The organism is Winogradskyella algicola (genome assembly GCF_005869935.1).
GTDB lineage: Bacteria > Bacteroidota > Bacteroidia > Flavobacteriales > Flavobacteriaceae > Winogradskyella > Winogradskyella algicola.
In genome coordinates, this window is record NZ_SZQF01000004.1 from 100479 (window position 1) to 126382 (window position 25904).

18 protein-coding genes are annotated in these 25904 nt (G+C 34.3%); 11 read left to right on the forward strand and 7 right to left on the reverse strand.

Going from position 1 to position 25904, the window contains the following annotated elements:
- Positions 1 to 18: 18 nt before the first annotated feature.
- From dnaJ to FC091_RS08060, 8 genes are all read left to right on the forward strand, one after another.
- A complete protein-coding gene (dnaJ, locus tag FC091_RS08025; protein WP_138433763.1) occupies positions 19 to 1134 on the forward strand; it encodes a molecular chaperone DnaJ in 1116 nt (371 codons plus the stop codon).
- Between the two features lie 234 nt (positions 1135 to 1368).
- Positions 1369 to 2295, forward strand: a complete 927-nt coding sequence (locus tag FC091_RS08030) for an ABC transporter ATP-binding protein (protein WP_138433764.1) — start codon at positions 1369 to 1371, stop codon at positions 2293 to 2295.
- Between the two features lie 2 nt (positions 2296 to 2297).
- Complete coding sequence (locus FC091_RS08035; protein ID WP_138433765.1) at positions 2298 to 3611, forward strand: ABC transporter permease; 1314 nt, start codon at positions 2298 to 2300, stop codon at positions 3609 to 3611.
- Positions 3612 to 3615: 4 nt separating this feature from the next.
- Entirely contained in the window at positions 3616 to 4494 is an 879-nt protein-coding gene (locus FC091_RS08040; protein ID WP_138433766.1) for a mechanosensitive ion channel family protein, read from the forward strand.
- A 6-nt stretch (positions 4495 to 4500) separates the two neighbouring features.
- Positions 4501 to 5391, forward strand: coding sequence for a DUF6268 family outer membrane beta-barrel protein (locus tag FC091_RS08045; protein WP_246035822.1), 891 nt, complete (start codon positions 4501 to 4503; stop codon positions 5389 to 5391).
- A 2-nt stretch (positions 5392 to 5393) separates the two neighbouring features.
- Entirely contained in the window at positions 5394 to 6557 is a 1164-nt protein-coding gene (locus FC091_RS08050; RefSeq protein WP_138433767.1) for a sigma-54-dependent transcriptional regulator, read from the forward strand.
- Positions 6558 to 6568: 11 nt separating this feature from the next.
- Entirely contained in the window at positions 6569 to 7447 is an 879-nt protein-coding gene (locus tag FC091_RS08055) for a PPK2 family polyphosphate kinase (RefSeq protein ID WP_138433768.1), read from the forward strand.
- Positions 7440 to 8861 carry a M20/M25/M40 family metallo-hydrolase gene (locus FC091_RS08060; RefSeq protein WP_138433769.1) on the forward strand — a complete coding sequence of 474 codons (1422 nt, stop codon included), beginning with the start codon at positions 7440 to 7442 and terminating at the stop codon, positions 8859 to 8861. The genes FC091_RS08055 and FC091_RS08060 overlap by 8 nt, the downstream gene beginning before the upstream one ends.
- 56 nt (positions 8862 to 8917) lie before the next feature.
- Here FC091_RS08060 and lysA read toward each other — a convergent pair whose 3' ends face one another.
- A complete protein-coding gene (gene lysA, locus FC091_RS08065; protein WP_138433770.1) occupies positions 8918 to 10123 on the reverse strand; it encodes a diaminopimelate decarboxylase in 1206 nt (401 codons plus the stop codon).
- A gap of 163 nt (positions 10124 to 10286) precedes the next feature.
- Between lysA and FC091_RS08070 the strand changes: the two genes are divergently transcribed.
- The gene (locus tag FC091_RS08070; protein ID WP_138433771.1) at positions 10287 to 10949 is read left to right on the forward strand and encodes a hypothetical protein; all 663 of its coding nucleotides are present in this window, start codon (positions 10287 to 10289) and stop codon (positions 10947 to 10949) included.
- 102 nt (positions 10950 to 11051) lie between these two features.
- Positions 11052 to 12242 (forward strand): ADP-forming succinate--CoA ligase subunit beta, encoded by a 1191-nt coding sequence (sucC, locus tag FC091_RS08075; protein ID WP_138433772.1) that lies wholly within the window; start codon positions 11052 to 11054, stop codon positions 12240 to 12242.
- Positions 12243 to 12340: 98 nt separating this feature from the next.
- Here the strand turns inward: sucC and FC091_RS08080 are convergent, their stop codons facing one another.
- The 3 genes from FC091_RS08080 to FC091_RS08090 all read right to left on the reverse strand — a co-directional run bounded on the left by FC091_RS08080 (position 12341) and on the right by FC091_RS08090 (position 14185).
- The gene (locus FC091_RS08080) at positions 12341 to 13042 is read right to left on the reverse strand and encodes a phosphoadenylyl-sulfate reductase (protein WP_138433773.1); all 702 of its coding nucleotides are present in this window, start codon (positions 13040 to 13042) and stop codon (positions 12341 to 12343) included.
- A gap of 85 nt (positions 13043 to 13127) precedes the next feature.
- On the reverse strand, positions 13128 to 13370 hold the full coding sequence (locus tag FC091_RS08085; RefSeq protein WP_076621360.1) for a DUF1456 family protein: 243 nt from the start codon (positions 13368 to 13370) through the stop codon (positions 13128 to 13130).
- A 2-nt stretch (positions 13371 to 13372) separates the two neighbouring features.
- Positions 13373 to 14185, reverse strand: coding sequence for an alpha/beta hydrolase (locus tag FC091_RS08090; protein ID WP_138433774.1), 813 nt, complete (start codon positions 14183 to 14185; stop codon positions 13373 to 13375).
- Positions 14186 to 14326: 141 nt separating this feature from the next.
- Here FC091_RS08090 and FC091_RS08095 point away from each other — a divergent pair, with 141 nt between their 5' ends.
- Positions 14327 to 14728, forward strand: a complete 402-nt coding sequence (locus FC091_RS08095) for a hypothetical protein (protein ID WP_076620572.1) — start codon at positions 14327 to 14329, stop codon at positions 14726 to 14728.
- 155 nt (positions 14729 to 14883) lie between these two features.
- On the opposite strand, the gene uvrB is transcribed toward FC091_RS08095, so the two are convergent.
- From uvrB to FC091_RS08110, 3 genes are all read right to left on the reverse strand, one after another.
- Positions 14884 to 16890 carry an excinuclease ABC subunit UvrB gene (gene uvrB, locus FC091_RS08100; protein WP_138433775.1) on the reverse strand — a complete coding sequence of 669 codons (2007 nt, stop codon included), beginning with the start codon at positions 16888 to 16890 and terminating at the stop codon, positions 14884 to 14886.
- A 35-nt stretch (positions 16891 to 16925) separates the two neighbouring features.
- Positions 16926 to 19280: a T9SS type B sorting domain-containing protein gene (locus FC091_RS08105; RefSeq protein WP_138433776.1), complete on the reverse strand. Its 2355-nt coding sequence runs from the start codon at positions 19278 to 19280 to the stop codon at positions 16926 to 16928.
- A 65-nt stretch (positions 19281 to 19345) separates the two neighbouring features.
- A complete protein-coding gene (locus FC091_RS08110) occupies positions 19346 to 25852 on the reverse strand; it encodes a T9SS type B sorting domain-containing protein (protein ID WP_138433777.1) in 6507 nt (2168 codons plus the stop codon).
- Positions 25853 to 25904: the final 52 nt, after the last annotated feature.

The window sequence follows — 25904 nt, forward strand, 5'->3', positions numbered from 1 at the left end:
ATTTTTTGGGCAATACACATGAAAGAAGATTATTACGACATATTAGGAGTAAGTAAAGGTGCTTCTGACGCAGAGATAAAAAAAGCCTATCGTAAGATGGCTTTAAAGTATCATCCAGATAAAAATCCAGATGATAAAGAGGCTGAGGAAAACTTTAAGAAAGCAGCTGAAGCTTACGAGGTTTTAAGTAATCCGGACAAAAAAGCACGTTACGACCAATTTGGTCATCAAGCCTTTGAAGGTGGAGGTGGCTTTGGTGGAGGTGGCATGAATATGGATGACATCTTTAGTCAATTTGGTGATATTTTTGGAGGTGCTTTTGGTGGAGGCGGATTTAGTGGCTTCGGTGGAGGAGGCAGACAGCGTGTGGTTAAGGGAAGCAACCTAAGGATACGTGTTAAATTATCTCTAGAAGAAGTGGCTAATGGAGTTGAGAAAAAAATAAAGGTAAAACGTAAGAAACAAGCACCTGGTACAACATATAAAACTTGTACAACATGTAATGGAGCAGGTCAGGTAACCAGAGTTACTAATACCATTTTGGGTAGAATGCAGACAGCTACAACTTGTCAAACTTGTGGTGGTGCCGGTCAGATTATAGACAAGAAACCTTCTGATGCAGATGCGCAGGGTCTAAAAGTATCTGAAGAAACCGTTTCTGTAAAGATACCTGCAGGTGTTGTCGATGGTATGCAGCTTAAAGTTACTGGCAAAGGTAATGATGCGCCAGGAAATGGAATTGCTGGTGATTTATTAGTTGTTATTTCTGAAGAAGATCATCCAACATTAAAGCGTGAAGGTGACAACTTACACTACGATATGTATGTAAGTTTACCAGATGCGGTTTTAGGTACTTCTAAAGAAATTGACACGGTTACAGGTAAAGTAAGAATTAAGATTGAAGCTGGTGTGCAATCTGGAAAAATTTTAAGACTAAGAGGCAAAGGCATACCAAATATTAATGGTTATGGTAAAGGGGATTTACTGGTTCATGTAAATGTTTGGACACCAAAGACTTTGAATAAACAACAGAAAGAATTTTTTGAAAACATGAGAGATGACGAGCATTTTGAGCCAAAACCAGAAAGCTCAGACAAATCTTTTTTTGAAAAGGTTAAAGATATGTTTTCGTAAAAACCTAGATGTTAAATAAAAAATACTATCTTTGAATTATCGCTAATGCTAATTAGCGGTAATTTTTCTTTTTCATAGCAATTTTTTCCCATCCTTATCTAACCATAAGGGTGGGTTTTGTTTTTAAGACCATTGCATAATAAAAACTAACTTGATTAATTATTAAAAAATATACGTGATGTATTTACATTTAATATATTTACAAACTAACCGTTGTATAAAACCGCAATTCATATGAACGATTTGTTAGTTGCTGATTCCGTATCTAAAAGTTTCGGAGATTTTAGAGCGCTAAATGAAGTTTCTATTGCTGTACCAAAAGGCAGTATTTTTGGATTACTTGGCCCTAATGGTGCTGGTAAAACCACTTTAATTCGTATTATAAATCAAATAACAATGCCAGATCAAGGCACAGTTCAGCTAGATGGGCAGCCTTTAAAACCTGAACATATCAGAGATATTGGTTACTTACCAGAAGAGCGCGGTTTATATAAATCCATGAAAGTTGGAGAGCAAGCTTTGTACTTGGCGCAGTTAAAAGGGATGTCTAAAACTGAGGCTAGAACCCGATTAAAATATTGGTTCGATAAACTAGAGATTGGTGATTGGTGGAATAAAAAAATCCAAGAATTAAGTAAGGGACAAGCACAAAAAATTCAGTTTGTGGTTACGGTTTTGCACCGACCAAAACTTTTAATTTTCGATGAGCCTTTTTCAGGATTCGATCCTATAAATGCCAACCTAATAAAAGATGAAATCCTTCAGTTAAGAGACGAAGGAGCAACAGTTATTTTTTCAACACATCGTATGGAATCTGTTGAGGAACTATGTGACCATATTGCACTTATTCACAAATCGAATAAAATTTTAGATGGTAAACTCAACGATATTAAACGTCAGTTTAAAACAAATACCTTTGAAGTCGGTTTGCAATCTAACAACAGTGAAGCAGTTATTGCAGATATAAAAAATAAGTTTGAAGTGTTGCCAGCAACCTTTAAGAATTTGAATGACGATATAAAGCTTAATGTTAAAATTGATGCGTCAACCTCCTCAAACGATTTATTATCATTTTTAGCTTCAAAGGCAGAAGTACATCACTTTGTAGAAGTGATTCCAACAGCGAATGATATTTTTATTCAAACTGTAAAAAATAACTAAAAATGAATCATTTACCACTTATTATAAAACGCGAATACCTTACCAAGGTTAAAAATAAGTCCTTTATTATAATGACGTTTTTAAGTCCGTTGATTATGATTGCGCTTATTGCTGTAGTGGCTTATTTGTCGCAATTAAACAATGATAAAAAGCGTACTATTTCAGTATTGGATGAATCAGGTTTTTTAAAGGATGTTTTTCAGAATACAGAGAATACCACTTATAATAATCTTGATGATTTTAGCTTGGAAGAGGCTGTTGCTTTGGTTAAAGAAACCGAAGGATATGGGTTACTTTATGTAGAAAAAGTTGATTCTTTAAATGAGGTTTCTAAGAAGATTAAATTTTACTCAGAAGAAACACCTTCATTAACTGTGATTTCTGGTATAGAAAGCCGGATAGAAAAACACTTACGCGATAAAAAACTTCAAAAAGATGGAGTATCTCTTGCCCAAATTGAAGCTGCTAAAACTAAAGTAGACATTTCACAAGAAAGTTTTGATGGCCAAAAGAGTTCTAAACTAGACAATATTATAAAACTAGCGTTTGGAGGTATTGCAGGTTATTTGTTATTTATGTTTATTATAATCTATGGTAACATGATTATGCGTAGTGTTATAGAAGAAAAAACCAGCAGAATTATTGAGGTGATTATTTCTTCGGTAAAACCTATACAGTTAATGATGGGTAAAATAATAGGAACATCATTAGCTGGTGTAACTCAGTTTGCCATTTGGGTAATTTTAGGTGGTGTGTTAATGGTTGTAGTTTCTGCAATCTTCGGAATAGATTTAGCTCAAGCATCTGCACCACAACAAGAATTAATGAACCAGGCTATTGAAGCAGAAGGAGCGCAAGCAATGGCTGAAAATCTGATTAATGCCATTGGTAATTTGCCTATATTAAACCTAGTAATTGCTTTCATGTTTTTCTTTATCGGAGGTTATTTATTATACAGTTCGCTTTATGCTGCAATTGGTGCAGCAGTAGATAATGAAACAGATACGCAACAGTTTATGCTGCCAATTCTAATGCCTCTAATTTTAGCAGTATATGTTGGTGTTTTTACGGTTATAGAAGATCCTCATGGTACAGTATCTACGGTATTTTCATTTATTCCGTTGACGTCTCCAGTGGTGATGCTAATGCGTATTCCGTTTGGTGTACCACTTTGGCAACAAGGTTTGTCATTGTTGCTTCTAATAGGTACATTTATGTTTGCGGTTTGGTTTGCAGCTAAGATTTATCGAGTAGGTATTTTAATGTATGGTAAAAAACCAACCTATAAGGAACTTTTTAAGTGGTTGAAGTATTAAGTAAATGACACAAGGACTTAGTGACATAGAAGAAAAAATAACTGATAGCTCGGCATGGGAAAGTGTTAAGAATTTTCTGAGTCTGCATATAGACTTTAGTAAGGAAATAAGCATATCAATTTTAGACATGCTTATTGTAGTTACAGCCATTGTAATAACTACGTTTATTTTAAAAGCATTGCTGAGGGTTATAACTAAGAATTTACCAGAAGCAGATAAAGGAAAATTTAATGTGGTCTATGGCTACTTTAGGTGGTTAATCTACATTATTATATTGCTTATTACATTACACTCTGTCGGTGTAAATGTTACCGCAGTATTTGCAGCTTCGGCAGCACTATTGATTGGTGTTGGTTTGGCGTTGCAGACTCTTTTTCAGGATATCATTTCTGGTGTTTTTATACTTATAGACCAATCGGTACATGTTGGTGATATTATAGAGCTTGAAGGGAAAGTGGGTAGAGTGGAAGAAATAAAATTACGAACAACCAGAGCAGTAACTATAGATAACAAAGTATTGGTAATTCCGAACCATCTTTATTTAACAAATTCCCTATATAACTGGACACAAAATGGCACGCTCACCAGAGAAAGTGTAGATGTGGGGGTAGCTTATGGTAGTGATGTACAATTGGTAAAAAAGTTATTATTACAAACAGCAAGTACACACCCAGATGTGATATCAGAACCAGAACCAATAGTTCTATTCAGAGACTTTGGCGATAGTGCTCTAAATTTTAGATTAGTTTTTACGTTAAATGATAGCTTTAAAGCATCTTTTCCTAAAAGTGACATTCGCTTTGAGATCGATAGACTTTTCAGAGAAAATAATATTACCATACCGTTCCCGCAACGTGATGTTCACATCATAGAAAAGAAATAAAACTATATGACTTTACGCTTTAACAAATGCTGTATAATGCTTGCTTTTATCGTACTATATTGTATGGATACTGTTGAAGCTCAACTTACTGATTTAGCACGTTTGGAGTATTCTTTTATTCCTAATAATAAGTCAGAGGATCAATATACAAGACTTAGAGCCTTATTTAACTATCCTATTGAAACGAGTAAAGATTGTTATTTAATTCTGGGTGCTGAATATAACAGAGTTATTCTCAATTTAGAAGATGATTATCCTTTTGATAGATCACTTTTAGAAACCATAAATATAATTGATGTTAACATTGGTTACACCTTTAAATCTAGTACTAAATGGCGTTTGGGTTTAAAGTTTAATCCAAGAATTGCTTCAACCTTAACAGAAAAGTTAACTTCTGATGACTTCTTTCTTAATGGTGGTGTATTTGCAATAAATGATAGAACAAAAGACGAAACAGCTAAAAAACCCTATCGTTTGGTTTTAGGTCTTACCTACAATGCCACTACAGGATTACCCATTCCATTACCCTTTATAAGCTATTACAGACGAGTTAACGAAAAGTGGTCGTTCAATGCTGGTATACCTAAATCTAATCTCAAATATTTTTTTAATGAAAAAAATATGCTTCAAACATTCGTTACGTTAGACGGTTACTTTGCGCACTTACAGCGTCCTCAACAAGTTAACGGCAAACAAGTAGATAATATATCATTATCTTTAGCAGTTGGTGGTCTTGGATACGAATATTTATTTACAAAACACTTGGTAGCATATTTGTACACAGGCTACACATTTAGATTGAATAATGCCTTGCGAAATGAAGACAGAGGTGAGATTTTTAAGTTAAATGATGTCAACACTTTTTATTTAAGAACAGGATTAAAATTTAAAATATAAATATGTCTAAAATATTAATAATTGAAGATGAAGCCGCAATACGAAGAGTATTGGTAAAAATACTTTCTGAAGAGAATGACAGCTATCAAGTGGAAGAAGCAGGGGATGGATTGGCAGGTATTGAAAAAATAAAAAAAGAGGACTATGATTTGGTATTATGTGATATAAAAATGCCAAAAATGGATGGTGTTGAAGTACTTGAAGCCGTTAAAAAGATGAAACCAGAAACACCAATGGTGATGATTTCTGGTCATGGAGATTTAGATACAGCTGTAAACACAATGCGTTTGGGTGCCTTTGATTATATCTCAAAACCACCAGATTTAAACAGATTATTAAATACAGTGCGCATTGCTTTAGATCGAAAAGAACTTGTTGTAGAGAATAAGCGACTTAAGAAAAAAGTAAGCAAAAACTATGAGATGATAGGTGAGAGTGATGCTATAGCTCGCATCAAAGACATGATAGATAAAGTGGCACCTACAGATGCCCGAGTTTTGATAACAGGACCAAACGGAACAGGTAAAGAGTTGGTGGCCCATTGGTTACACCAAAAAAGCGACCGCTCAAAAGGACCTATGATTGAAGTCAATTGTGCAGCTATACCGAGTGAGCTCATAGAGAGTGAATTATTTGGTCATGTAAAAGGTGCTTTTACTTCAGCAAATAAAGATAGAGCTGGGAAGTTTGAAGCTGCCAATGGAGGCACTATTTTCCTAGATGAAATTGGCGATATGAGTCTTTCTGCACAAGCTAAAGTATTACGTGCTTTGCAAGAAAGCAGAATTCAACGTGTTGGTAGCGATAAGGATATTAAGGTAAATGTAAGAGTCGTTGCCGCAACAAATAAAGATTTAAAGAAAGAAATCGCTGATGGTAAGTTCAGAGAGGATTTGTACCATAGACTAGCAGTGATTTTAATTGAAGTACCAGCGCTTAACGATAGGCGAGAGGATATTCCTTTATTAGTAGATTACTTCTCTAATAAGATTTCTGAGGAACAAGGTAACGCTCAAAAGTCTTTTTCTGACAAGGCCATAAAGCTTCTTCAGAATTACGACTGGACAGGAAACATTCGTGAGTTAAGAAATGTAGTAGAGCGTTTAATAATTTTAGGAGGAAAGGAAGTAAGCGAAGCAGATGTAAAAGCTTTTGCTTCGAAATAGAATAGACAATTATGAAAAAAATAAACATAGATGATTTTAGAATTTCCTCTAAAGTCAATATCCATGAGTTACCTACAAAATTTAATCTAGAAGCAGATAAAAAAGATATAAAAGAAGCCATGCGAGCCGTCAGTAAAGATCTTTCGGCAATACAAAATGCCATGTATGCTCACGGTAAATATGCTGTGTTATTTTGTATTCAAGGTATGGACACGGCAGGTAAGGATAGTTTGATTCGTGAAGTGTTTAAAGAGTTTAATGTAAGAGGAATTGTAGCTCACAGTTTTAAGAAGCCAACAGAATTAGAACTAAAACACGATTATCTTTGGAGACATTATATTGCGCTTCCTGCAAGAGGTAAGTTTGGAATCTTCAATCGGACACACTATGAGAATGTTCTAGTTACCCGAGTGCATCCTAATTATCTTAAATATGAAAATATGCCAGGCATTAAGAGTATTAAAGACGTAAATGAGGCCTTCTGGACTAGACGTTTTGAGGAAATCAATAATTTTGAAAAACATATTTCAGATAATGGAACAATTATTTTCAAATTCTTTTTAAACCTTTCTAAAGAAGAACAAAAAAACAGATTGTTAAGACGTCTTAATAGACCAGACAAACAATGGAAGTTTTCTGCAGATGATCTCAAAGAACGTAAGCTTTGGGATAAATATCAAGCCTGCTATGAAGATGTGTTAAACCGAAGTTCTAAGCCTCATGCTCCTTGGTTTAATATTCCGGCAGACGATAAACCAACAGCAAGGTATATAGTAGCTAAGATTTTGTACGATACATTAAAAACGTATACCGATATTAAAGAACCAGAATTACCAGAAAAAGAGAAAGCAAATATTGGTTTATACAAGCAAGAATTAGAAAATGAATAGAATCCTAAATATTCAATTAAAGATCATTGTATTAGGTATTATGTTAAGTTCGTTTTGCGTTTCTGCGCAATCAGACGAATCAGTATTGAAGGCTGTTTATAAAACATCTTTAACCAACGGAAAAAGTTATGAATGGCTAGATTATTTGTCTAATACTATTGGAGGTCGTTTATCTGGCTCAACCAACGCAGAACTTGCAGTACAATACACAAAAAGCGAGCTAGAAAAACTTGGCTTAGATAAAGTGTGGCTGCAACCTGTAATGGTGCCTAAATGGGTGAGAGGTGAAAAGGAAATGGCATATTTTACTTCTAATGGTAAATTAAACAAGGTTAATATTTGCGCATTAGGTGGTTCTTTAGCAACACCAAAAAATGGTCTAAAAGCAAAGGTTATAGAAGTCGGTAGCTATGAAGATTTAAAATATATTGGAGAAGCTAAGATAAAAGGTAAAATTGTATTTATTAATAGAGCGCTTCAACCAGATTTAATCAATACGTTTGAAGCCTATGGAGGCTGTTCTGTGGAACGTTACCGAGGCGCAGCTGAAGCTTCAAAATATGGTGCTGTTGGCACGATTGTCCGTTCATTAAGTTCTAGACAAGACGATTATCCACATACGGGCAGCATGAGTTATGGAGACTTACCTATAGAAAAACGCATTCCTTCTGCAGCCATAAGTACTAATGATGCGGTAAAACTCAGCCAAGCGTTAAAAGCGAATAGGGACTTAGAATTCTTTTTTGAGATGAGTTGCCAACAGTTTGATGATGTGCAATCTTATAACGTCATTGGAGAAATTACAGGAAGCGAATTTCCTAACGAATATATTGTAGTTGGCGGTCATTTAGACTCATGGGATTTAGGTGATGGTGCACACGATGATGGAGCAGGAGTTGTTCAGTCTATGGATGTGTTGCGTTTGTTGAAAGAGAGTGGCATTAAACCAAGACGAAGTATTAGGGTTGTGCTTTTTATGAATGAAGAAAATGGATTGCGTGGAGGACGTAAATATGCAGAAGTTGCAAAAGCAAAAGGTGAAAAGCATGTTTTTGCTCTAGAGAGTGATGCTGGTGGTTTTACACCAAGAGGTTTTAGTTTTGATGGTAATGATCTAATGCTTCAAAAGATTGATACTTGGAGACCGCTTTTTAAACCGTATTTAATCCATTATTTTGAAAAAGGGTATAGTGGTGCAGACATTAGTCCGTTAAAGAATGATGAAATTCTATTAGCTGGCTTACGACCAGACTCACAACGTTATTTTGATCATCATCATGCAGCCAATGATACCTTTGAACATGTGAATAAGCGCGAACTCGAATTAGGTGCCGCAACAATGACAGCTCTTATCTATTTAGTAGATAAGTATGGTGTAGAGACGTCTTTAAAAGTGAATGATATAAAAGATTAAAAAAATTCTCCCTTAAAAACTAAGGGAGAATCTTACTAAACTAAAAACTTCAACTTTTACATAGCAATTTCAAGTTGATTTCTTAAGATGTCCTCAAAGGTTTCTCGTTGTCGTATGAGTTGAGGTTTGCCTTTATATATTAAAACTTCAGCAGGTCTGTAACGTGAGTTGTAGTTACTGGCCATGGTAAAACAATAGGCACCAGCATTTTTAAAACATAAAATATCTCCTTCGTTTATTTCCGAAATTCTTCTGTTATTGGCAAAGGTGTCGGTTTCGCAGATGTAGCCAACCACAGAGTAGAAGCGTTCACGACCTTTTGGGTTAGAAATATTTTCAATTTCATGTTGTGATCCATAAAGCATTGGTCTTATCAAATGATTAAAACCAGAATCTATCTGAGCAAAAACAGTAGAGGTTGTTTGTTTCACAACATTTACTTTTGCTAAAAACACACCAGCTTCACTCACCAAGAATTTACCAGGTTCAAAAGCCAGTGTGAGGTCTTTACCATAATCTTTGCAAAAGAGATTAAAGCGTTTAGACAATTTTTTGCCAAGTTCTTCAATATTGGTTTCTATATCTCCTTTTTTGTAAGGTACTTTAAACCCGGAACCGAAGTCAATAAATTCAAGGTTTTTAAAGTTCTTAGCAGTTTCAAATAAAATCTCACTAGCATACAAAAACACATCAATATCTAAAATATCACTACCTGTGTGCATGTGTATACCATTTATGGTCATGTTTGTGTTTTCAACAATACGAAGCAGTAAAGGAATCTGATGAATTGAAATACCAAATTTACTATCTATATGACCAACAGAAATATTGGTATTTCCACCAGCCATAACATGTGGATTAATTCTTATACAAACTGGGATTTTTGGGTGTTTAGAGCCAAATTGTTCTAAAATAGAAAGGTTATCTATATTAATTTGTACACCTAACTCTGCAACATGTTCAATCTCTTCTAAAGAAACTCCGTTGGGTGTGTAGATAATATCTTCTGGTTTAAAACCTGCTTTAAGGCCAAGTTGTACTTCTTGAATAGAAACTGTATCCAATCCGGAACCCATACTGTTAAAGAGTTTTAGTACAGATATGTTGGACAGTGCTTTTACAGCATAGTTAATTCTTAAGGTGTTTACAGAGTTGAAAGCTTTGGTTAAGCGCTTGTATTGTGATGTAATTTTCTCAGCATCATACACATAAACTGGGCTTCCGTATTCTTTAGCAATTTGTAATAACGAATTGTTGTCCATTAATTTTTTAATAAGAACACAAACATAGAGTTAGATGAGTTATCGTGAAATTTATTGTAGAATATTCACTAATTTTACACATTAAGTTAAATAGTTAACAAAATGAAACGAACATTAAGAAAATTCTAATGTTCATTAACGACAAACATTAGAAATTTTTATTGTGAAAACGATTGCATCTTGTGTAGAGCGTATTGTATTAGAACAACCCTTTTTAGAAGAAGGTCTGGCAAAAGAAATTATTAATTATTCAGCACTAGCAGAAGCCTTGCAAGATGAAGTGTCTAAGCAATTAGGAAAACCAGTAAAAACTGGTGCGATTATGATGGCCTTACGACGCTTCAAGGATCGTTTAGAGGTCAGTAAACCTTATTATAAGTTAGATACACTTCTCGGGCAATTGGGCGATATTACTTTGCGTTCTAATTTAAGCGACTTTACATATAAAAATTCCAATACTTTAATAAATAGTCAGGCAGCAATTCTTACTAAAATAAAACATAAAACTAATGTGTTTTACACCTTTACAAGAGGTATTTTAGAGAGTAATATTATTATTTCGAGTTCTGAAAAATCTTCGGTACGAGAAAGTTTTAAGAACGAAGAATGTATCGCTGTAAAAGAAAACTTATCTGCGATTAGTCTCATCTTACCAAAAAGTAATACAACGGTTGCAGGTTTGTATTATCAAATTTTAAAGCGTTTGGCTTGGCAAAATGTCGCTTTATACGAAGTGATTTCTACAACCAATGAATTTACAATTGTCGTTGAAGATGCCTATGTAGATAGTGCATTTTCTATTATAAAAAACCTGAATAAAAAGTAAAGTTTTCAGTCAAATACAAGGTTTGAAAATTCAACCCAAAAATTATTGGTTTAAACTAAGCGTATATGTATTTTTGTGCAACGAATTAATTTCAGATCACACATGAATTTACACGAATATCAAGGAAAAGAATTACTAAACAGCTTTGGAGTACGCATTCAACGCGGCATTGTGGCTCAAACTGCTGATGAGGCTGTAGAAGCAGCTAAGAAATTAACTGAAGAAACAGGCACAGGTTGGCATGTTATTAAAGCTCAGGTTCATGCTGGTGGACGTGGAAAAGGTGGAGGTGTTAAACTTGCCAAAAATTTAGATGAAGTTAAAGATCTTGCTGGTCAAATCATCGGAATGAATTTGGTAACACCACAAACCTCTGCAGAAGGTAAAAAAGTACACCAGGTTTTAGTTGCTGAAGATGTTTACTATCCAGGTGATAACGAACCTGAAGAATACTACATGTCTGTACTTTTAAATAGAGGTAGCGGTAAAAACATGATTATGTATTCTACAGAAGGAGGTATGGATATCGAGGAAGTTGCTGAAAAAACACCTCATTTAATTTTTACTGAAGAAATAGATCCTGCTTTAGGTCTTTTACCATTTCAGGCACGTCGTGTAGCTTTTAATTTAGGATTATCTGGTGCAGCATTTAAAGAAATGACAAAGTTTGTGTCTTCACTTTACACTGCATATGTAAAATCTGATGCCTCTTTATTTGAAATCAATCCTGTTTTAAAAACAAGTGATGATAAAATTATGGCAGTAGACTCTAAAGTAACTTTAGATGCTAATGCATTATACAGACATAAAGATTTGGCCGAATTACGCGATAAGCGTGAAGAAAACCCAATTGAGGTAGAAGCAGGTGAATTAGGTCTTAACTATGTAGACCTAGACGGTAATGTTGGTTGTATGGTAAATGGTGCTGGTTTAGCAATGGCTACTATGGATTTAATTAAGCAAGCAGGTGGTGAGCCAGCTAACTTCTTAGACGTTGGTGGTACTGCTGATGCTGCTAGAGTAGAAGCTGCTTTTAAAATCATATTAAAAGATCCTAACGTAAAAGCAATCTTAATTAACATCTTTGGTGGTATTGTTCGTTGCGATCGTGTTGCACAAGGTGTAATAGATGCATATAAAAACATGGGTAACATTAACGTGCCAATTATTGTACGTTTACAAGGTACCAATGCAGATATTGCTAAAGACTTAATTGACAACTCTGGTTTAGATGTACTAAGTGCTACGGAATTCCAAGAAGCTGCCGATAAAGTACAAGAAGTTCTTTCTTAAGAAAAGAATAAATATAGAATTGAAAAAGCGCCTTAAATAAGGCGCTTTTTTTATGATAAAAACTAAAACAATTATTTTTAGTTAACGTGTTTTTTGTTCTATAAATGCAAACCACATTCGGTTTTAGGGTTGTTGTTCCAACGACCACTTCTGTCTTCTCCTGGTACTGTACAATGTGTACATCCTATAGAATGATAACCTTTAGCCACTAAAGGATGGAAAGGAAGGTTGTGCTCTTCTATAAAAGCATCTCGCTCTTCTTTTGTTACATCTAAAAGCGGATAAAATTTTAAAATATTGCCACGTTCTTCAAAGATATCTAAGGTTGCTCTGTGGTCGCTTTGCCATTCCATTAAACCAGAAATCCAAACCTTGTAATCTTTCTTTATTTTTTCCAAAGGTTGAACTTTATTGATTGAACAACAGAAATCAGGGTTCTTCTTCCAGGTTTCATCTTTGGTTGTAAACTCGTGTTCTTCCTTAATTGCAGAAATTGAAGTCACGTTGAGACTGTACTCTTTCTCTAAAGTAGTTTTATATTTTAAGGTGTCTTCAAAATGATAGCCTGTATCAATAAAAAACACTTCTTGTTTATTGTTAATATCTGAAACCAACTTTAATAAAAATGCAGAAGTCGCAGCGAAAGAACTGGTAAGCATTATATCTGCAATATCAAAATCTATGTATAATTGCTTTATACGTTCTTGTGCAGATAAGGGTTTGTATTTTTTATTAAGTGCTTTTATTTCCTCTGCAGAAATATCTAACAAAGGAGTGTAATTTGAAGAGGTTTCAAACATGCTATTTATCAACTTTTATATTTTAAATATATAGGCTTGGTTTAAAACAAAAAAATCAATGGCTTATTTTTGCGAAGTTGATAATTTATCCTTTCTTTTTTTGTGGTTTTGGCATTGGGCCTCTTAAATGAATAATTAATCCATTTAGAAAATTTCTTAGAATCTGGTCACCACATTCCATATACTTTGGATGATCTTCGCGTCTAAAAAAGGCATTAAGCTCACTTTTAGAAATTCTAAAATCTACAAGCTCTAGAATTTTCACAATGTCTTCGTCTCTCAGTTTGTGAGCAACTCTTAGTTTTTTAAATATATCGTTGTTTGTCATATTTAGTTTGTTTCTGAGAATAGCCAATTATAAGCCGCTGCAAAATTTTCAGACCATAACTTCTCATTATGTTGACCATCTTTTATAATAAGACTTTCAATTTGATTATTCTTAACACCTTTAGACTTTAATAATTTTATCATTCTGTTTAGATCTGGTACCATAGTATCACTTTCGCTGTCTCCAACTAAAAAATAGAATTTTGAAGTTGTTAATATTTCTGTAGATTCTACCAATTCATAAATTTTTTCACTAAACCAAAAGGAAGGTGAAAAAACACCTGCTTTACCAAAAGTCTCAGGATATTTTATTGCTGCATAAAAAGATATGAGTCCTCCCAGTGAAGACCCAAAGATAGTTGTATTTTCGGCTTTTGGTCTTGTTCTGTAAGTAACATCTACGTGTGGCTTTAATGTATTTTTTATAAACGTAATGTAAGCGTCTCCTTGTCCACCACCATATTTTTCGTGTTTATAAGGTGTTAACTCATCAATGCGTTTTGCATTGCCGTGTTCAATTCCAATAATTATACTTTCGTTTTTAGAAAGAGTATCTAGGTACTCATCTATTTTCCATTCGCCAACATAAGAGGTTTCATCATCAAATAAATTTTGAGCATCGTGCATATAAATGACAGGATAGGCTTTTTCAGAATTTTCGTAATTCTTGGGTAAATACACCCAAATGGTTTTTAGAGTATCGAGTTGAGGTGCAGCAATTGTAAAAGTTGTAACCTGTTTACAAGCAGTGCTTTGCGCATTAATTTTGAAATAAATTAGTAGACAAAAAAATATAAAAAAATGGTTGAAACGCATGCTATTATAGGCTTTAGAGCTTGACAAAAGTTTAAAAATACCGACTAAGTACATTTAATTTTTCGACAAGATACATTATATCAACGACAATAAAATAATGTACCTGTGTAACTTTACACTATTAATTAATCCCCTCAATAAATGATCAACCGTGCTGAAAAATTGAGTCTGCTTTCTGAGATGATTGCATTTGCTCAGACAGATGAAAATATAAAAACCATTGAATATAATTTCTTGTTTAGCATAGCTAAGCAATTAGATATTTCTAAAGAAGATTTTGAATATCTTTTTGAGCATCCTGTAACTTATGTACATCTTAAAACGCATAGCGAACGCATTGTTCAATTTCATAGATTGGTCTTATTAATGAATCTTGACCACAAAATGTCTCCTAAGCAGTTAACTAAAATCCATAATTTTGGGTTACGTATGGGCTTAAGCCATGAGTCTATAAACAGAGTTTTAGATTTAATGGATAGTTTTCCTAATAAAATAGTTCCACCAGATTTTTTAATTGATATATTTAAGGTACAGTATAATTAAGTGAAACTCTAAATTTAAAAGCCTTAAAGGCGAATTAGATTTAGTCAGTCGAACTTATCCTACGGGAGAGCGGAATCCCATCAATTATTGAAAACACGCCTAGAGTCCCACTTCGACATGCTCAGCACATTGCCTCAAGGGGATAGTGCTCGTAATCACTTCACTTTAAGATTTTCTAACTTTTCTTGATAGGCTGTAATTTCATCTCTAAAACGTGCTGCTTCCATAAAGTCTAAAGCTTTAGCAGCTTGTTCCATTTGCTTACGCTTTTCTCTGATTTTCTTTTCGAGTTGTGATTTTGTCAGGTATTCGCTTTCTGGTTCTGCGGCCAATTTAGCATCGAGTTCTGTTTTGTATGTACTTACAGAGTTTTTTGCCAAAGCACTATCTAAGCTTTTGTTTAGTGCTTTTGGTGTTATGTTGTTTGCCGTGTTGTATGCAATTTGTTTTTCGCGCCTGTAGTTTGTTTCGTCTATAGTCTTTTGCATACTTTGCGTTATGGTGTCGGCATACATTATTGCTTTTCCATTTAAGTTTCTAGCAGCTCTACCAACAGTTTGAGTTAGAGAACGGTTAGAACGTAAAAATCCTTCCTTATCTGCATCTAAAATAGCCACTAATGATACTTCAGGTAAGTCTAAACCTTCACGTAGTAAGTTTACACCAACCAAAACATCAAACAAACCTTTGCGTAAATCTTGCATAATCTCTACACGCTCTAGCGTATCTACATCACTGTGAATGTAGCGACAGCGAATGGCAATACGTGTTAAGTACTTTACCAATTCTTCTGCCATACGTTTGGTGAGTGTGGTGACTAAAGTGCGTTCGTCTTTTTCTACACGGTCTTGTATTTCTTCAATTAAATCATCAATCTGATTTAAACTTGGTCGTACCTCAATAATAGGATCTAATAGGCCAGTTGGTCTAATAACTTGCTCAACGTAAACTCCATCTGTTTTTTGCATTTCGTAATCTGCTGGTGTTGCAGAAACATAAATCACCTGATTTTGCAACGCTTCAAATTCTTCAAATTTTAATGGTCTGTTATCCATGGCAGCAGGCAATCTAAAACCATATTCCACTAAATTTTCTTTACGACTTCTATCTCCACCATACATGGCGTGTACTTGAGAAATGGTAACATGGCTTTCGTCTACAACCATTAAATAATCATCTGGGAAATAATCTAATAAACAGAACGGTCTTGTACCTGGTGCTCTTCCATCTAAGTATCTCGAATAATTTTCAATACCAGAGCAGTAGCCTAGCTCACGGATCATCTCAAGGTCAAACTCAGTACGTTCTTTAAGACGTTTAGCTTCCAGATGTTTCCCAATATCTTTAAAATAATCGTGCTGTTTTACCAAATCATCTTGTATGTCTCTGATTGCATTCTGTAGCACATCTGGAGAGGTTACAAACATGTTTGCAGGATAAATGTTTAATCTGTCATAGCGCTCAATTACCTCATTAGAATAGGGATCAAAAGCTTCAATTTCTTCAATTTCATCACCAAAAAAATGAATTCTGAAAGCGTTGTCTGAATATCCAGGAAAGATATCAACAGTATCACCTTTAATTCTAAAGTTTCCGTTTTTAAAGTCTGCTTCGGTACGCGAGTATAAACTCTGAACTAACTGATGTAAAAGTTTGGTTCTTGAAATGACCTGATCACGCTCTAGTGTAATTACGTTTTTTTGAAATTCCACAGGATTACCAATACCATATAAACAAGATACTGATGCAACAACAAGTACGTCGCGACGCCCAGAGAGTAGAGAAGAGGTTGTGCTCAATCGCATCTTCTCGATTTCCTCGTTTATAGATAGGTCTTTTTCTATATAAACACCAGAAACAGGAATGTAAGCCTCTGGTTGGTAATAGTCGTAATAAGACACAAAATATTCAACAGCATTATTTGGGAAAAACTGTTTGAACTCAGAGTACAACTGCGCAGCTAAGGTTTTGTTGTGCGCTAAAACTAAAGTTGGTCGTTGTACTTCTTCAATGACATTGGCAACGGTAAATGTTTTGCCAGATCCCGTTACTCCAAGTAAGGTTTGGTAGCGTTCACCTTGTGCAATGCCACCAGCCAATTGTTTTATAGCTTGAGGTTGGTCTCCTGTAGGTTTAAATTCTGATTCTATCTTAAAGCGCATAGCACAAATTTACGATAAAGATTGGCAGCAATCAATTAACGTTTTAAAGCAAAGTGACCTTTAATTTCGTAGTTTGAATTGTCTTGTCTAAACTTTACGATATACCAATAATCGCTTGATGGCATAGGATTGCCTTTATAATTTCCATCCCAACTAAAACTGCCAGAATACGATTGTAGCATTATTTTTCCGAAACGATCAAGAATCAGTAAGCTTTCAATTTGATTAAGATCTGTATTTGCACCTACAATTTGCCATGTATCGTTAACATCATCACCATTTGGTGTAAAGAATTTAGGGATGCCAACGATTGTTATGGTTTCTTCAACAATACCACAACCATTTCGGTCTTTTATATAAATGGTATGTTCACCTTCAGGAATATTAGTAAATACATTGCTTTCTTGGTAAAAGCCATTTACATCGTCTATGGCATAATCATAAAAGCCTTGTCCAGTTACATTTACTGTAATTGTATTATTTGGCGAAATACCTTCAATAGATATACTTTCAATAATAGCGGTTTCAGATGCATTTACTGTTATTGTTCGGCTTGAAGAACAACCGTTAGGATCGGTAACAATTACGGTATAATTTCCTACTTCATTGATGTCATTAAATGAGGTGTCAACATCTGTCAAAGCACCATTAAAGTACCATTCGTAATAGTAATTGTTTGGTAAGTCATTAAGAACACCTCCATGAATTGTAATGGTCTCAGGAAATGTATTTGTACAGTAAATTAAGGTTTCATCTTCTTCTAAAACAGGAGTGTAAAGTACATTAAGATTTACTGTAGAAATGCTGAAACACTGATTGTCGTTTTTAATTTTCACAAAAATGGTTTGTGTATCAGCTGCTATGTTGGTGTAATTGTTTGGTAAAGAATTGCTTTCGCTTAAAGCATTTTCAAGGGTTTCATAATATGTTACTTGAGAACCTGTAGGAATTTGAGCGATAATGGAAGCTTCAATATTGTTTAAGGTAAATGTGGCAAATCCATCCATATCCATGCCATCACAAGCTCCCAAATCTGGAATTGATATTATGGTGTTTGTAGTCTGTAATTCTAGAGCAACCACATCAAAACAATTTGCGTTGTTAATAACACGAGCAAATACATTCTGAAATGCTTCAGTATTATCAAAACTATTTGGATTTGGAATAGAGTTTATATTATCTCTTGCGTCATCTTCCGTTAAGAAAAAATTTGAAACAGTTAAGGAATTATCATTATTGATTAAGCTACCTTCTGCATCAAAAAGGTTAAAGGTTGTTAATCCGTCTGTGTCCACATCACATTCCGTTAATATTGAGTCTTGACCAATAGGTAATGACGCATATTCAATAATAATTTCTCCGTAAGAAATACAATCATCTAAGATAGTCACTTCAACATTGTAAGTGCCGGGTTCTGTTACCGTGTAATATCCACAGTTTAAACAGTTAGGAGTTGTCTCTTGTAATACACCATCTTTGTACCAACTGTATGAACTTAAAGCAGGATGATTGGCATTGAGCTCTAGAGTTTCTCCTTCGCATAATGCATTTCCCGTAGAAATAAGTCGGTTTGGACCTAAATCTGTAGAAAGTTGAAAACTACCAGCCTCTAAAAACACTGCAGAATCATATCGAAAGTTTTGCTCGTCTGCTATGACGAGTTTTACATGATAAGATTGATTAGGAATGATATCTGCAGTTGCTGTTAAAACAGCTGTTTGACCGTTAAAATTTATTGGTGAATTAATTCCGTTATAATTACCAAAATAAAATTCGTTTTGTGGCGGACAAGACCCTGGAACACCTGGTGTAACTGTAGTTGCCTTTACAGGTGTATTGGTGTCTGGCACTAACGCTATGTTTTGATAAGGATTGTCACCAGCAGTAGGTCTTATTAAAAACCCAAACAAATCAGAAAACTCACAACTATTAGGATTATTTTCTTGGTATTCTTCGGAAGCAAATAAATATCTAAAGCTTACCTGTGAAGCAACAGCAGTAAAATCAAATTCTAAAATTGTAGCATTAAATGTATTACTTTCGTTTAAGATGTTCTCTAAATCAAGATCACCAGGCCAATTAGGTGCATCATCATCACTTAAGCTATTATTTGGACCGGGTACATTTACTAATCTGCCAGTACTTAAAACGATTCCAGTTTCAAACGGGAAACTTGTTCCTGTGGCATCAAAATACCCATAACTTTGATCATTACCGCCAAAATCACCACCAATAACATTAGTTACGTCTATATTGGTAATACAGTCACTATCAATTAATATATCTTCTATAAGTTGCTGTGGAGTAAAGGTTTGGCTATCAACTACAATGTTCTGTGAGTAGGTAAATAGTGAAATAAAAAATACAAAAAGTTTTAATATCTGCTTCATCTCAATTTTTAGAGAGTGCAAAGATAAGCATAGAAAATATTAAAAAGTGTTAAGTTAAATTATAACTAGCGTTTTAAAGCAAAGTGACCTCTTACATCAAAAGCTTTATCACCTCCTCTGATTTCTGCAAGAAACCAATAGTCACTTGCAGGCATATTATTGCCATTATAAGTGCCATCCCATCCCGATGTGCTAGAGCCAAGTTGTTTTATGAGTTTACCGTATCTATCAAAAATATAGACAATACTTCCTGGTAAGGTTTCAATGCCTACAATATGCCAGGTTTCGTTTATAGTATCTCCATTTGGTGTAAAGAATTTAGGCGCATCAACCACAACGACTTCTTTAGTAACTTCTGCACAACCGTTTAAATCTATTATGGTAATGGTGTGATAACCATGAGACACATTTTCGAAAATGTTAGATTCTTGAGGGTCGCCATCATCTAAAATATAGAGGTAATTACCAATACCACTTATGGTTATAGTAATGTTATTAGGATCTGAAAAATCTAATACTTCAGTAAGTTCAATAATTGCAGACTCAGATTCTATAACATTAAATGTGCTTGTGGTTTCGCAACCATTTTCAGAAGTTACAGAAACTGAATATGTGCCAATCTCAGTAATTTCAATGCTTTCTGAAATTGCATTTGTAGACCATAAATAACTATCACTATCATAGCCTGTATCTGCTGAGACTATTAATGGTAAATTATCTATACAAATTGTTTGATTTGGAATATTCACTATTGGTTTGCGGTATACTATAGTGTTAAACGTGGTTAAACTGTAGCAACCTGTTGTGTTGTTTTCTACTCTTGCGATGATAGTTTCACCATCATATGCATTATATGCTTCACTATTAACCCAACCTTCGCCTTCTTCCGCTAAACTCAAGTCATTGTAATACGTTACGCTATAGTCTGAAGGATTTAATCCGTTTAATATTGATGAGGTTTGAGATTCCAGATTAAACATCAAATAGCTATCAAAATCATCATCACAATCCATTAAGTCCTCAGGTTGATTGATGACAGGCAATGGATTTACTTGTAGTTCAAAAGGATATACATGGTAACAATGTGTTGTACTGTATTCTACACGTACGTAAATAATATCATTTGTAGTAGTGTAAGTATAATTATTATCCAACGCATTTTCATTTTGAAGCGCATCAGATTCACTAGTAAAATAGTTGATAAGTATGTTGTAGGTATTATCAACAAGTACCGAATCTATGGTGCTTAAATCGAAACTGTTGGTGTCGTTTTCGCAAATTTCGTAAACTTCAAAATCGTTAATTGCTGGCGGTAAATTAACATTTAGTTGCAGTGGTACAAACCTGTAACAGTCTGCAACTGTATTGTAAACCTTGATATAAACAGTTTGCGGATTACTTAAGTTAGTGTAGTTGTCTGGATTTGTAATCGGATTGATATCAGCATTTAAATCATCAATAGATTCAAAATATGTAATAATATCATCTGGATCTGAAGTGGCAAATAACTCAGCTTCTGCTGTTGTTAAATCAAAATTGGTAATGCCATCATAATCAATATCACATTCTGTAATTGGACTTGGTTCATTTGGAAACGGATTAACAAACAATACAAACTGCGTCAGACTAAAACACTGTGTTTCATTATTTTCAATCCTAACAATAATTGTTTGGTTATCGTTGCCGTTGTATAAATCGTCTAACGCATTTTCATCATTAGAGGCATCTAAAGTGTTTAAGTGATAAGACACTGTAAATTCTGAAGCACTTTGTGTCCCCAAAACAGTATTGGTTTGGGAAGCTAAGTCAAAAATCTCAAAACCATCGTTACTGTCGTCATCACAGACTTCCATGTCTTCAGGTTGATTAGCTATTGGTAAAGGGTTAACCTGAAGTGTAAATTCATAAACGTAGAAACAACCTGTATTTGTACTGGTAACTTTCACAAATAAGATATCATTACTACTTGTGTAAGTATAGTTAACAGAAAGTGGATTAAGGTCTGAATTGGCATCGTTGAAGCTTGTAAAATATGAAAACACCAATCCTGTAGTGTCATCAACAATAACAGAATCTATTTCGCTTAAATCAAAACTACTATCTGGATTATCACAAATCTCATAGACCTCAAAGTCATTGGTAGCAGGTGGTAAAACAGCATTTAATTCTAAAGGAATTGTGCTATAGCAATTAGCAGCATTATTAAACACTTTAATGTACACCGTTTGAGGATTGCTTGTATTGTTATAAGCATCTGGAGTTGTAATACTATTTAAATCTGAATCTAAATCTTCAATAGTTTCAAAGTACGAAATAGTCACATTATCAGGTATGGTAGTATACAATTCAGATTCTGCTTCTGTAAGGTTAAAAGTGTTTAATCCGTCATAATCCGTATCACAAATAACCAAAGGGTTTACAGCTGAAGGTGCAGGATACACGATAGTGTTAAATGTTGTTGTAGAAAAACAACCTGTAATGCTATTTTCAACTCTAACCACAATGGTTTCGTTGTCTTGGGCATTGTAATCTGTGGGTAAACTGTTGTCTCCTTCCAAGGCATCTGTCATGCCGTTATGATAGCTTACTAAAAATATATTGGGATCTTGAGATTGTAAGATAGTCGTATTTTGGCTAGAGAGATCAAATACTTCAAACCCATCGTTAGATAAGTCATCACAGGTCTCTAAATCTTGAGGTTGCTGCGCAATTGGTAGTGGATTAATAATAAGTTCAAAAGGATAGGTGGTATAACAACCTGTATCAGCATAGGTTAGTCTTGCGTAAATTGTGTGCGATGAGCCTGTGTAAATGTAATTGTTGTCTAATGGATTAGTGTTATTATTTGCATCTGTTTGATTGTTGTGATAGGTGAAGTTGATACCAGTAGTATCATCTGTAATAATAGAATTAATAGTTGTTAAATCGAAATTTGACATCGGATTATCACATATTTCAACAGCCATAAAATCATTTACAGGAGGCGGTAAATTTACGGTGATATCAATAGGAACAGCTACAAAACAATTACTGATAGTATTATTAATCTTTACATAAACCGTTTGTGGATTTGTAAGATTGGTATAGTTTTCTGGGTTTAAAATTGGATTAAGATCATCTTCCAAATCTTCCATACTTTCAAAGTAAGATACCACAATATCATCTTGTCTTACATCTAAAATATCAACTTCAGAAAGCGTTAAATCCCATGTTAAAATGCCATCATAATTATTATCACAAGCAATTAAAGGAGGTGCATCATTGACAACAGGAGCAGATATAATATTAATTTCAAAAGCAGAAATACCATGACAATAATTGCCATTGTCTACACGAGCAAATAATTGTTGAGGATTGGTAGAGTTAGTGTAAATTAAGTCTACAGGATCTAAGCTGTTATTGGCATTGTATTCTGAGGTATAAAACGTAATGTCTAAGGTTTCAGGGCTTCCATCAGCCATTGCAGTTATAGTTTCGTTAAGATCTACTGTGATCAGCCCATCATTACTAATATCATCACAAATAAAAATACTTTCAGCTGCATTATAAATTGGTAATGCACCAACTTCTAGTTCAAAAGAGGATGTGCCAAAACAATTTTCGTCTGTGAAGTTGGCAACTCTAACATAAATGGTCTGAGGGCTAGAAGTGTTTTGATAAGCCGAGTATTTGTCGATAGGATTTGTGTTGGCAATGGCATCTGCTTCAGTTTCAAAATACGTTACAAATTTATCTGGTTGTCCATTTAATATTTCACTGTCTTTAAGATAGAAATAAAAATCGGCCACTCCAGATATATCTGCTTCACAATTTTCAAAGTTTGAAATTGGTGCAAATTCAGGAAGTGTATTTATATAAACATAAAATGAAGAAATATTATAACAGCCTGTGGTTTCATTTTCTACTCTTGTATACATGTACTGTGTAGAGGTCGTATAATTATCAGGATTCTCTATTGGGTTTGTTGCGCTGAGGGCATTACTATAGTCGGTGTAAAATGTAATTTCAAACCCAACTGAAGATGCTATTATGTCTGGAATTTGGCTTTCTAAGTTTACCGTAGAAATACCGTCCTGATCATCATCACATACCACTATTGGATCTGGGTACATAATCTCAGGTGCATCTACAATTGTTACTTCCAATGTTGAAATACCATAACATCCTGTTTGCGTGTTTGTAACCCTAATGTAAAAAAGCTGAGGATTTGTACTGTTGTAAACGTAATCTGGTAAAATATTTTCATTATCAATAGCTTCTTGCTCAGTTAAATAATATTTTACGTTAGCAGGTGTTACGCCTTGGCTGGCTATAGTGTTGAATGTGGGCATGAATAATGTAGTGAAGCCATCATTAACACCATCATCGCAATATTCAGCTACCTGTGGTGTTAAAATAATAGCAGGTGCAACTTGTAACACAATATCTACGAGTTCGGTACAATCATCACTAACTATTTTGGCATATATGGTTGTACCGCCATTAGATACTGTATAAGGAATGCTTTCGTTTAGCGCATTTACCTCATTTTCTCTGTCTTCTTCGGTTTCGTAAAAGGTAGTCTCAAATTCGTCATAACCATCCTCTAAATCAACTTCTATAGCAGCAAGGTCAAAGTCTGCTATGCCATCATTACTAGGGTCATCACATTCTAAAAAGGCTTCATTAGAATATACATTTTGAATAATATTAGCATGAAGTTCTATGTTAGTTATAGTGTAGCAACCAGTAGTTTCATCTTGAATTCTAACATAAATTAGTTGGAAATTTTGAATTATGTTTTGGTAGTTTTCAGGGTTTGCAATAGGATTAATATTGTTTTGCGCATCGTATAAATATTCATGAAAACTCACTTCAACACCGGTTAAACCTTGAAGAATATTGTCTATTACACTAGTTAAGTCAAATTCTTCAAATCCATCAAAATCTTGTTCACAGGCATTAATCCATTGGTTTTCGGTATTTACGGCTGGTCCAGATTGAAAAATAATGTCTAAGGACGATGTGTTAGAACAACCTGTGGTAGCATCATATACACGTATGTACAACGTTTCAGAAACATTGTTGTTCGGATATGGAGAATAAATAGGATTGATACCTAAATCTGCTTCAGGTTGTGAGTCGTGATAAGATACATATAAGTTTGGGTTGCCATCTGTAATTTGATTATTAGCTTCCGTTAAGTCTACATAAGTCACACCATCTAGAGTTGGATCTTGACAAATAGTAATTGGGTCTGGCGCTGTAACTTCTGGCGTGGCGTTAACAACTAGATTGAATGTTGAAAAAGCAAGGCATCCATTATCAATATCTTCTATTCTTACGTAAATTGGTTGAGGTGAACTTGTATTTTGAATTATTCCTGAGATGGCATTGTTATCATCCTGTGCATCTTGTTGTGAGTAATGGTAACTTATATTGTAGTTTGATGGTGGAACCGATGCTAAAACCTCATAGTCTTTCAAGGTTAAATCAAAATCTTCTTCACCATCATTTGAGATGTCATCACATAAGAGATAGTCTGAAATCGTACCTGAAGATTGTTCAGAATTTAAAGTAATATCAACAGCATCTTCAATAACACAAGAGGTTTGGTTTAGCTGAATAGTGACTTCTACATGATATGTGCCAGAAGCCGTTACTTCTAAAGTTGTTCCATTTTCATTAGCAATTAAGTTGTCGTTCTGAAACCATTGATAGGATGCTAAGGGATTTTGTATATCTGCATTTAAGGTTACAGACTCTCCACACGTTGTAATATCAGGACCAAGATCTACACTGGCATTAAAACTATTACCTTCTATAAAAACTGCAGAATCATAATTTTCATCATTTTGGTCTGCTATTACTAACTTTATTTCATATTCTAGATTAGGTTGTATGGCTGCAGTTGCCGTAAGAACTACAGTTCTTCCATTGTAATTAGTGTCTCCTACATTATAACCTTCAAAATATTCTTCATTTTCGGCAGGACAAAATTCTATAATTTCATCGTGAATAGTGTTTGTGTTTACAGGTGTCGTAGTTCCTGGAATTAAGGCGATATTAGTGAACGGATCAGCAGAGCCAGCTTCTCTGATTAAAAAAGCAAAACCATCTGAATAGGAGCAGGGGAAATTTTGTGCATATTCCTCTGAAGCTAATATGTAATTAAACTGAATTTGGTTGGCAACAGATATAAAATTAAACTGAATAGATGTTGCATTATGTGTGTCGGTTATGCCAAGAGCATTTTCTAAATCTGAATCTGTCAACCAAGTTTCGTCACCTTCGTTTAAGACATCTGTGTTTAAGATGTTTCCGGCGGAATCTACATTACCTGTTGTTAAAACAATGCCGTTTTCAAAAGGGAAGTTAGAGTTTCCTTTCTCAAAACTTCCATAGCTTGAAAATCCATTAACAGAACCATTAACACTTGAAACAATATTAGAAATTTCCACACAATTTTGTCCAAGATTATTTTGAATAAGTTGTTCTAAGGATAAGGAAGTGTCTGTTGTAATTTGTTGGCTTATAACAATATGAAAACAAAATAGCGTAATTGGTAAAGCTAGATAATTCTTTAATTTCATTGTTGTTGTAGGTTGGTTAATAGCTATTGCAAAGTACAATAGATTGAAATTA

Excerpts from the sequence above, each read along its gene's own strand:
- dnaJ (WP_138433763.1), top strand. The coding sequence starts at position 19 with ATGAAAGAAGATTATTACGACATATTAGGAGTAAGTAAAGGTGCTTCT.
- FC091_RS08030 (WP_138433764.1), top strand. The coding sequence starts at position 1,369 with ATGAACGATTTGTTAGTTGCTGATTCCGTATCTAAAAGTTTCGGAGAT.
- FC091_RS08035 (WP_138433765.1), top strand. The coding sequence starts at position 2,298 with ATGAATCATTTACCACTTATTATAAAACGCGAATACCTTACCAAGGTT.
- FC091_RS08040 (WP_138433766.1), top strand. The coding sequence starts at position 3,616 with ATGACACAAGGACTTAGTGACATAGAAGAAAAAATAACTGATAGCTCG.
- FC091_RS08045 (WP_246035822.1), top strand. The coding sequence starts at position 4,501 with ATGACTTTACGCTTTAACAAATGCTGTATAATGCTTGCTTTTATCGTA.
- FC091_RS08050 (WP_138433767.1), top strand. The coding sequence starts at position 5,394 with ATGTCTAAAATATTAATAATTGAAGATGAAGCCGCAATACGAAGAGTA.
- FC091_RS08055 (WP_138433768.1), top strand. The coding sequence starts at position 6,569 with ATGAAAAAAATAAACATAGATGATTTTAGAATTTCCTCTAAAGTCAAT.
- FC091_RS08060 (WP_138433769.1), top strand. The coding sequence starts at position 7,440 with ATGAATAGAATCCTAAATATTCAATTAAAGATCATTGTATTAGGTATT.
- lysA (WP_138433770.1), bottom strand. The coding sequence starts at position 10,123 with ATGGACAACAATTCGTTATTACAAATTGCTAAAGAATACGGAAGCCCA.
- sucC (WP_138433772.1), top strand. The coding sequence starts at position 11,052 with ATGAATTTACACGAATATCAAGGAAAAGAATTACTAAACAGCTTTGGA.
- FC091_RS08080 (WP_138433773.1), bottom strand. The coding sequence starts at position 13,042 with ATGTTTGAAACCTCTTCAAATTACACTCCTTTGTTAGATATTTCTGCA.
- FC091_RS08085 (WP_076621360.1), bottom strand. The coding sequence starts at position 13,370 with ATGACAAACAACGATATATTTAAAAAACTAAGAGTTGCTCACAAACTG.
- FC091_RS08090 (WP_138433774.1), bottom strand. The coding sequence starts at position 14,185 with ATGCGTTTCAACCATTTTTTTATATTTTTTTGTCTACTAATTTATTTC.
- FC091_RS08095 (WP_076620572.1), top strand. The coding sequence starts at position 14,327 with ATGATCAACCGTGCTGAAAAATTGAGTCTGCTTTCTGAGATGATTGCA.
- uvrB (WP_138433775.1), bottom strand. The coding sequence starts at position 16,890 with ATGCGCTTTAAGATAGAATCAGAATTTAAACCTACAGGAGACCAACCT.
- FC091_RS08105 (WP_138433776.1), bottom strand. The coding sequence starts at position 19,280 with ATGAAGCAGATATTAAAACTTTTTGTATTTTTTATTTCACTATTTACC.
- FC091_RS08110 (WP_138433777.1), bottom strand. The coding sequence starts at position 25,852 with ATGAAATTAAAGAATTATCTAGCTTTACCAATTACGCTATTTTGTTTT.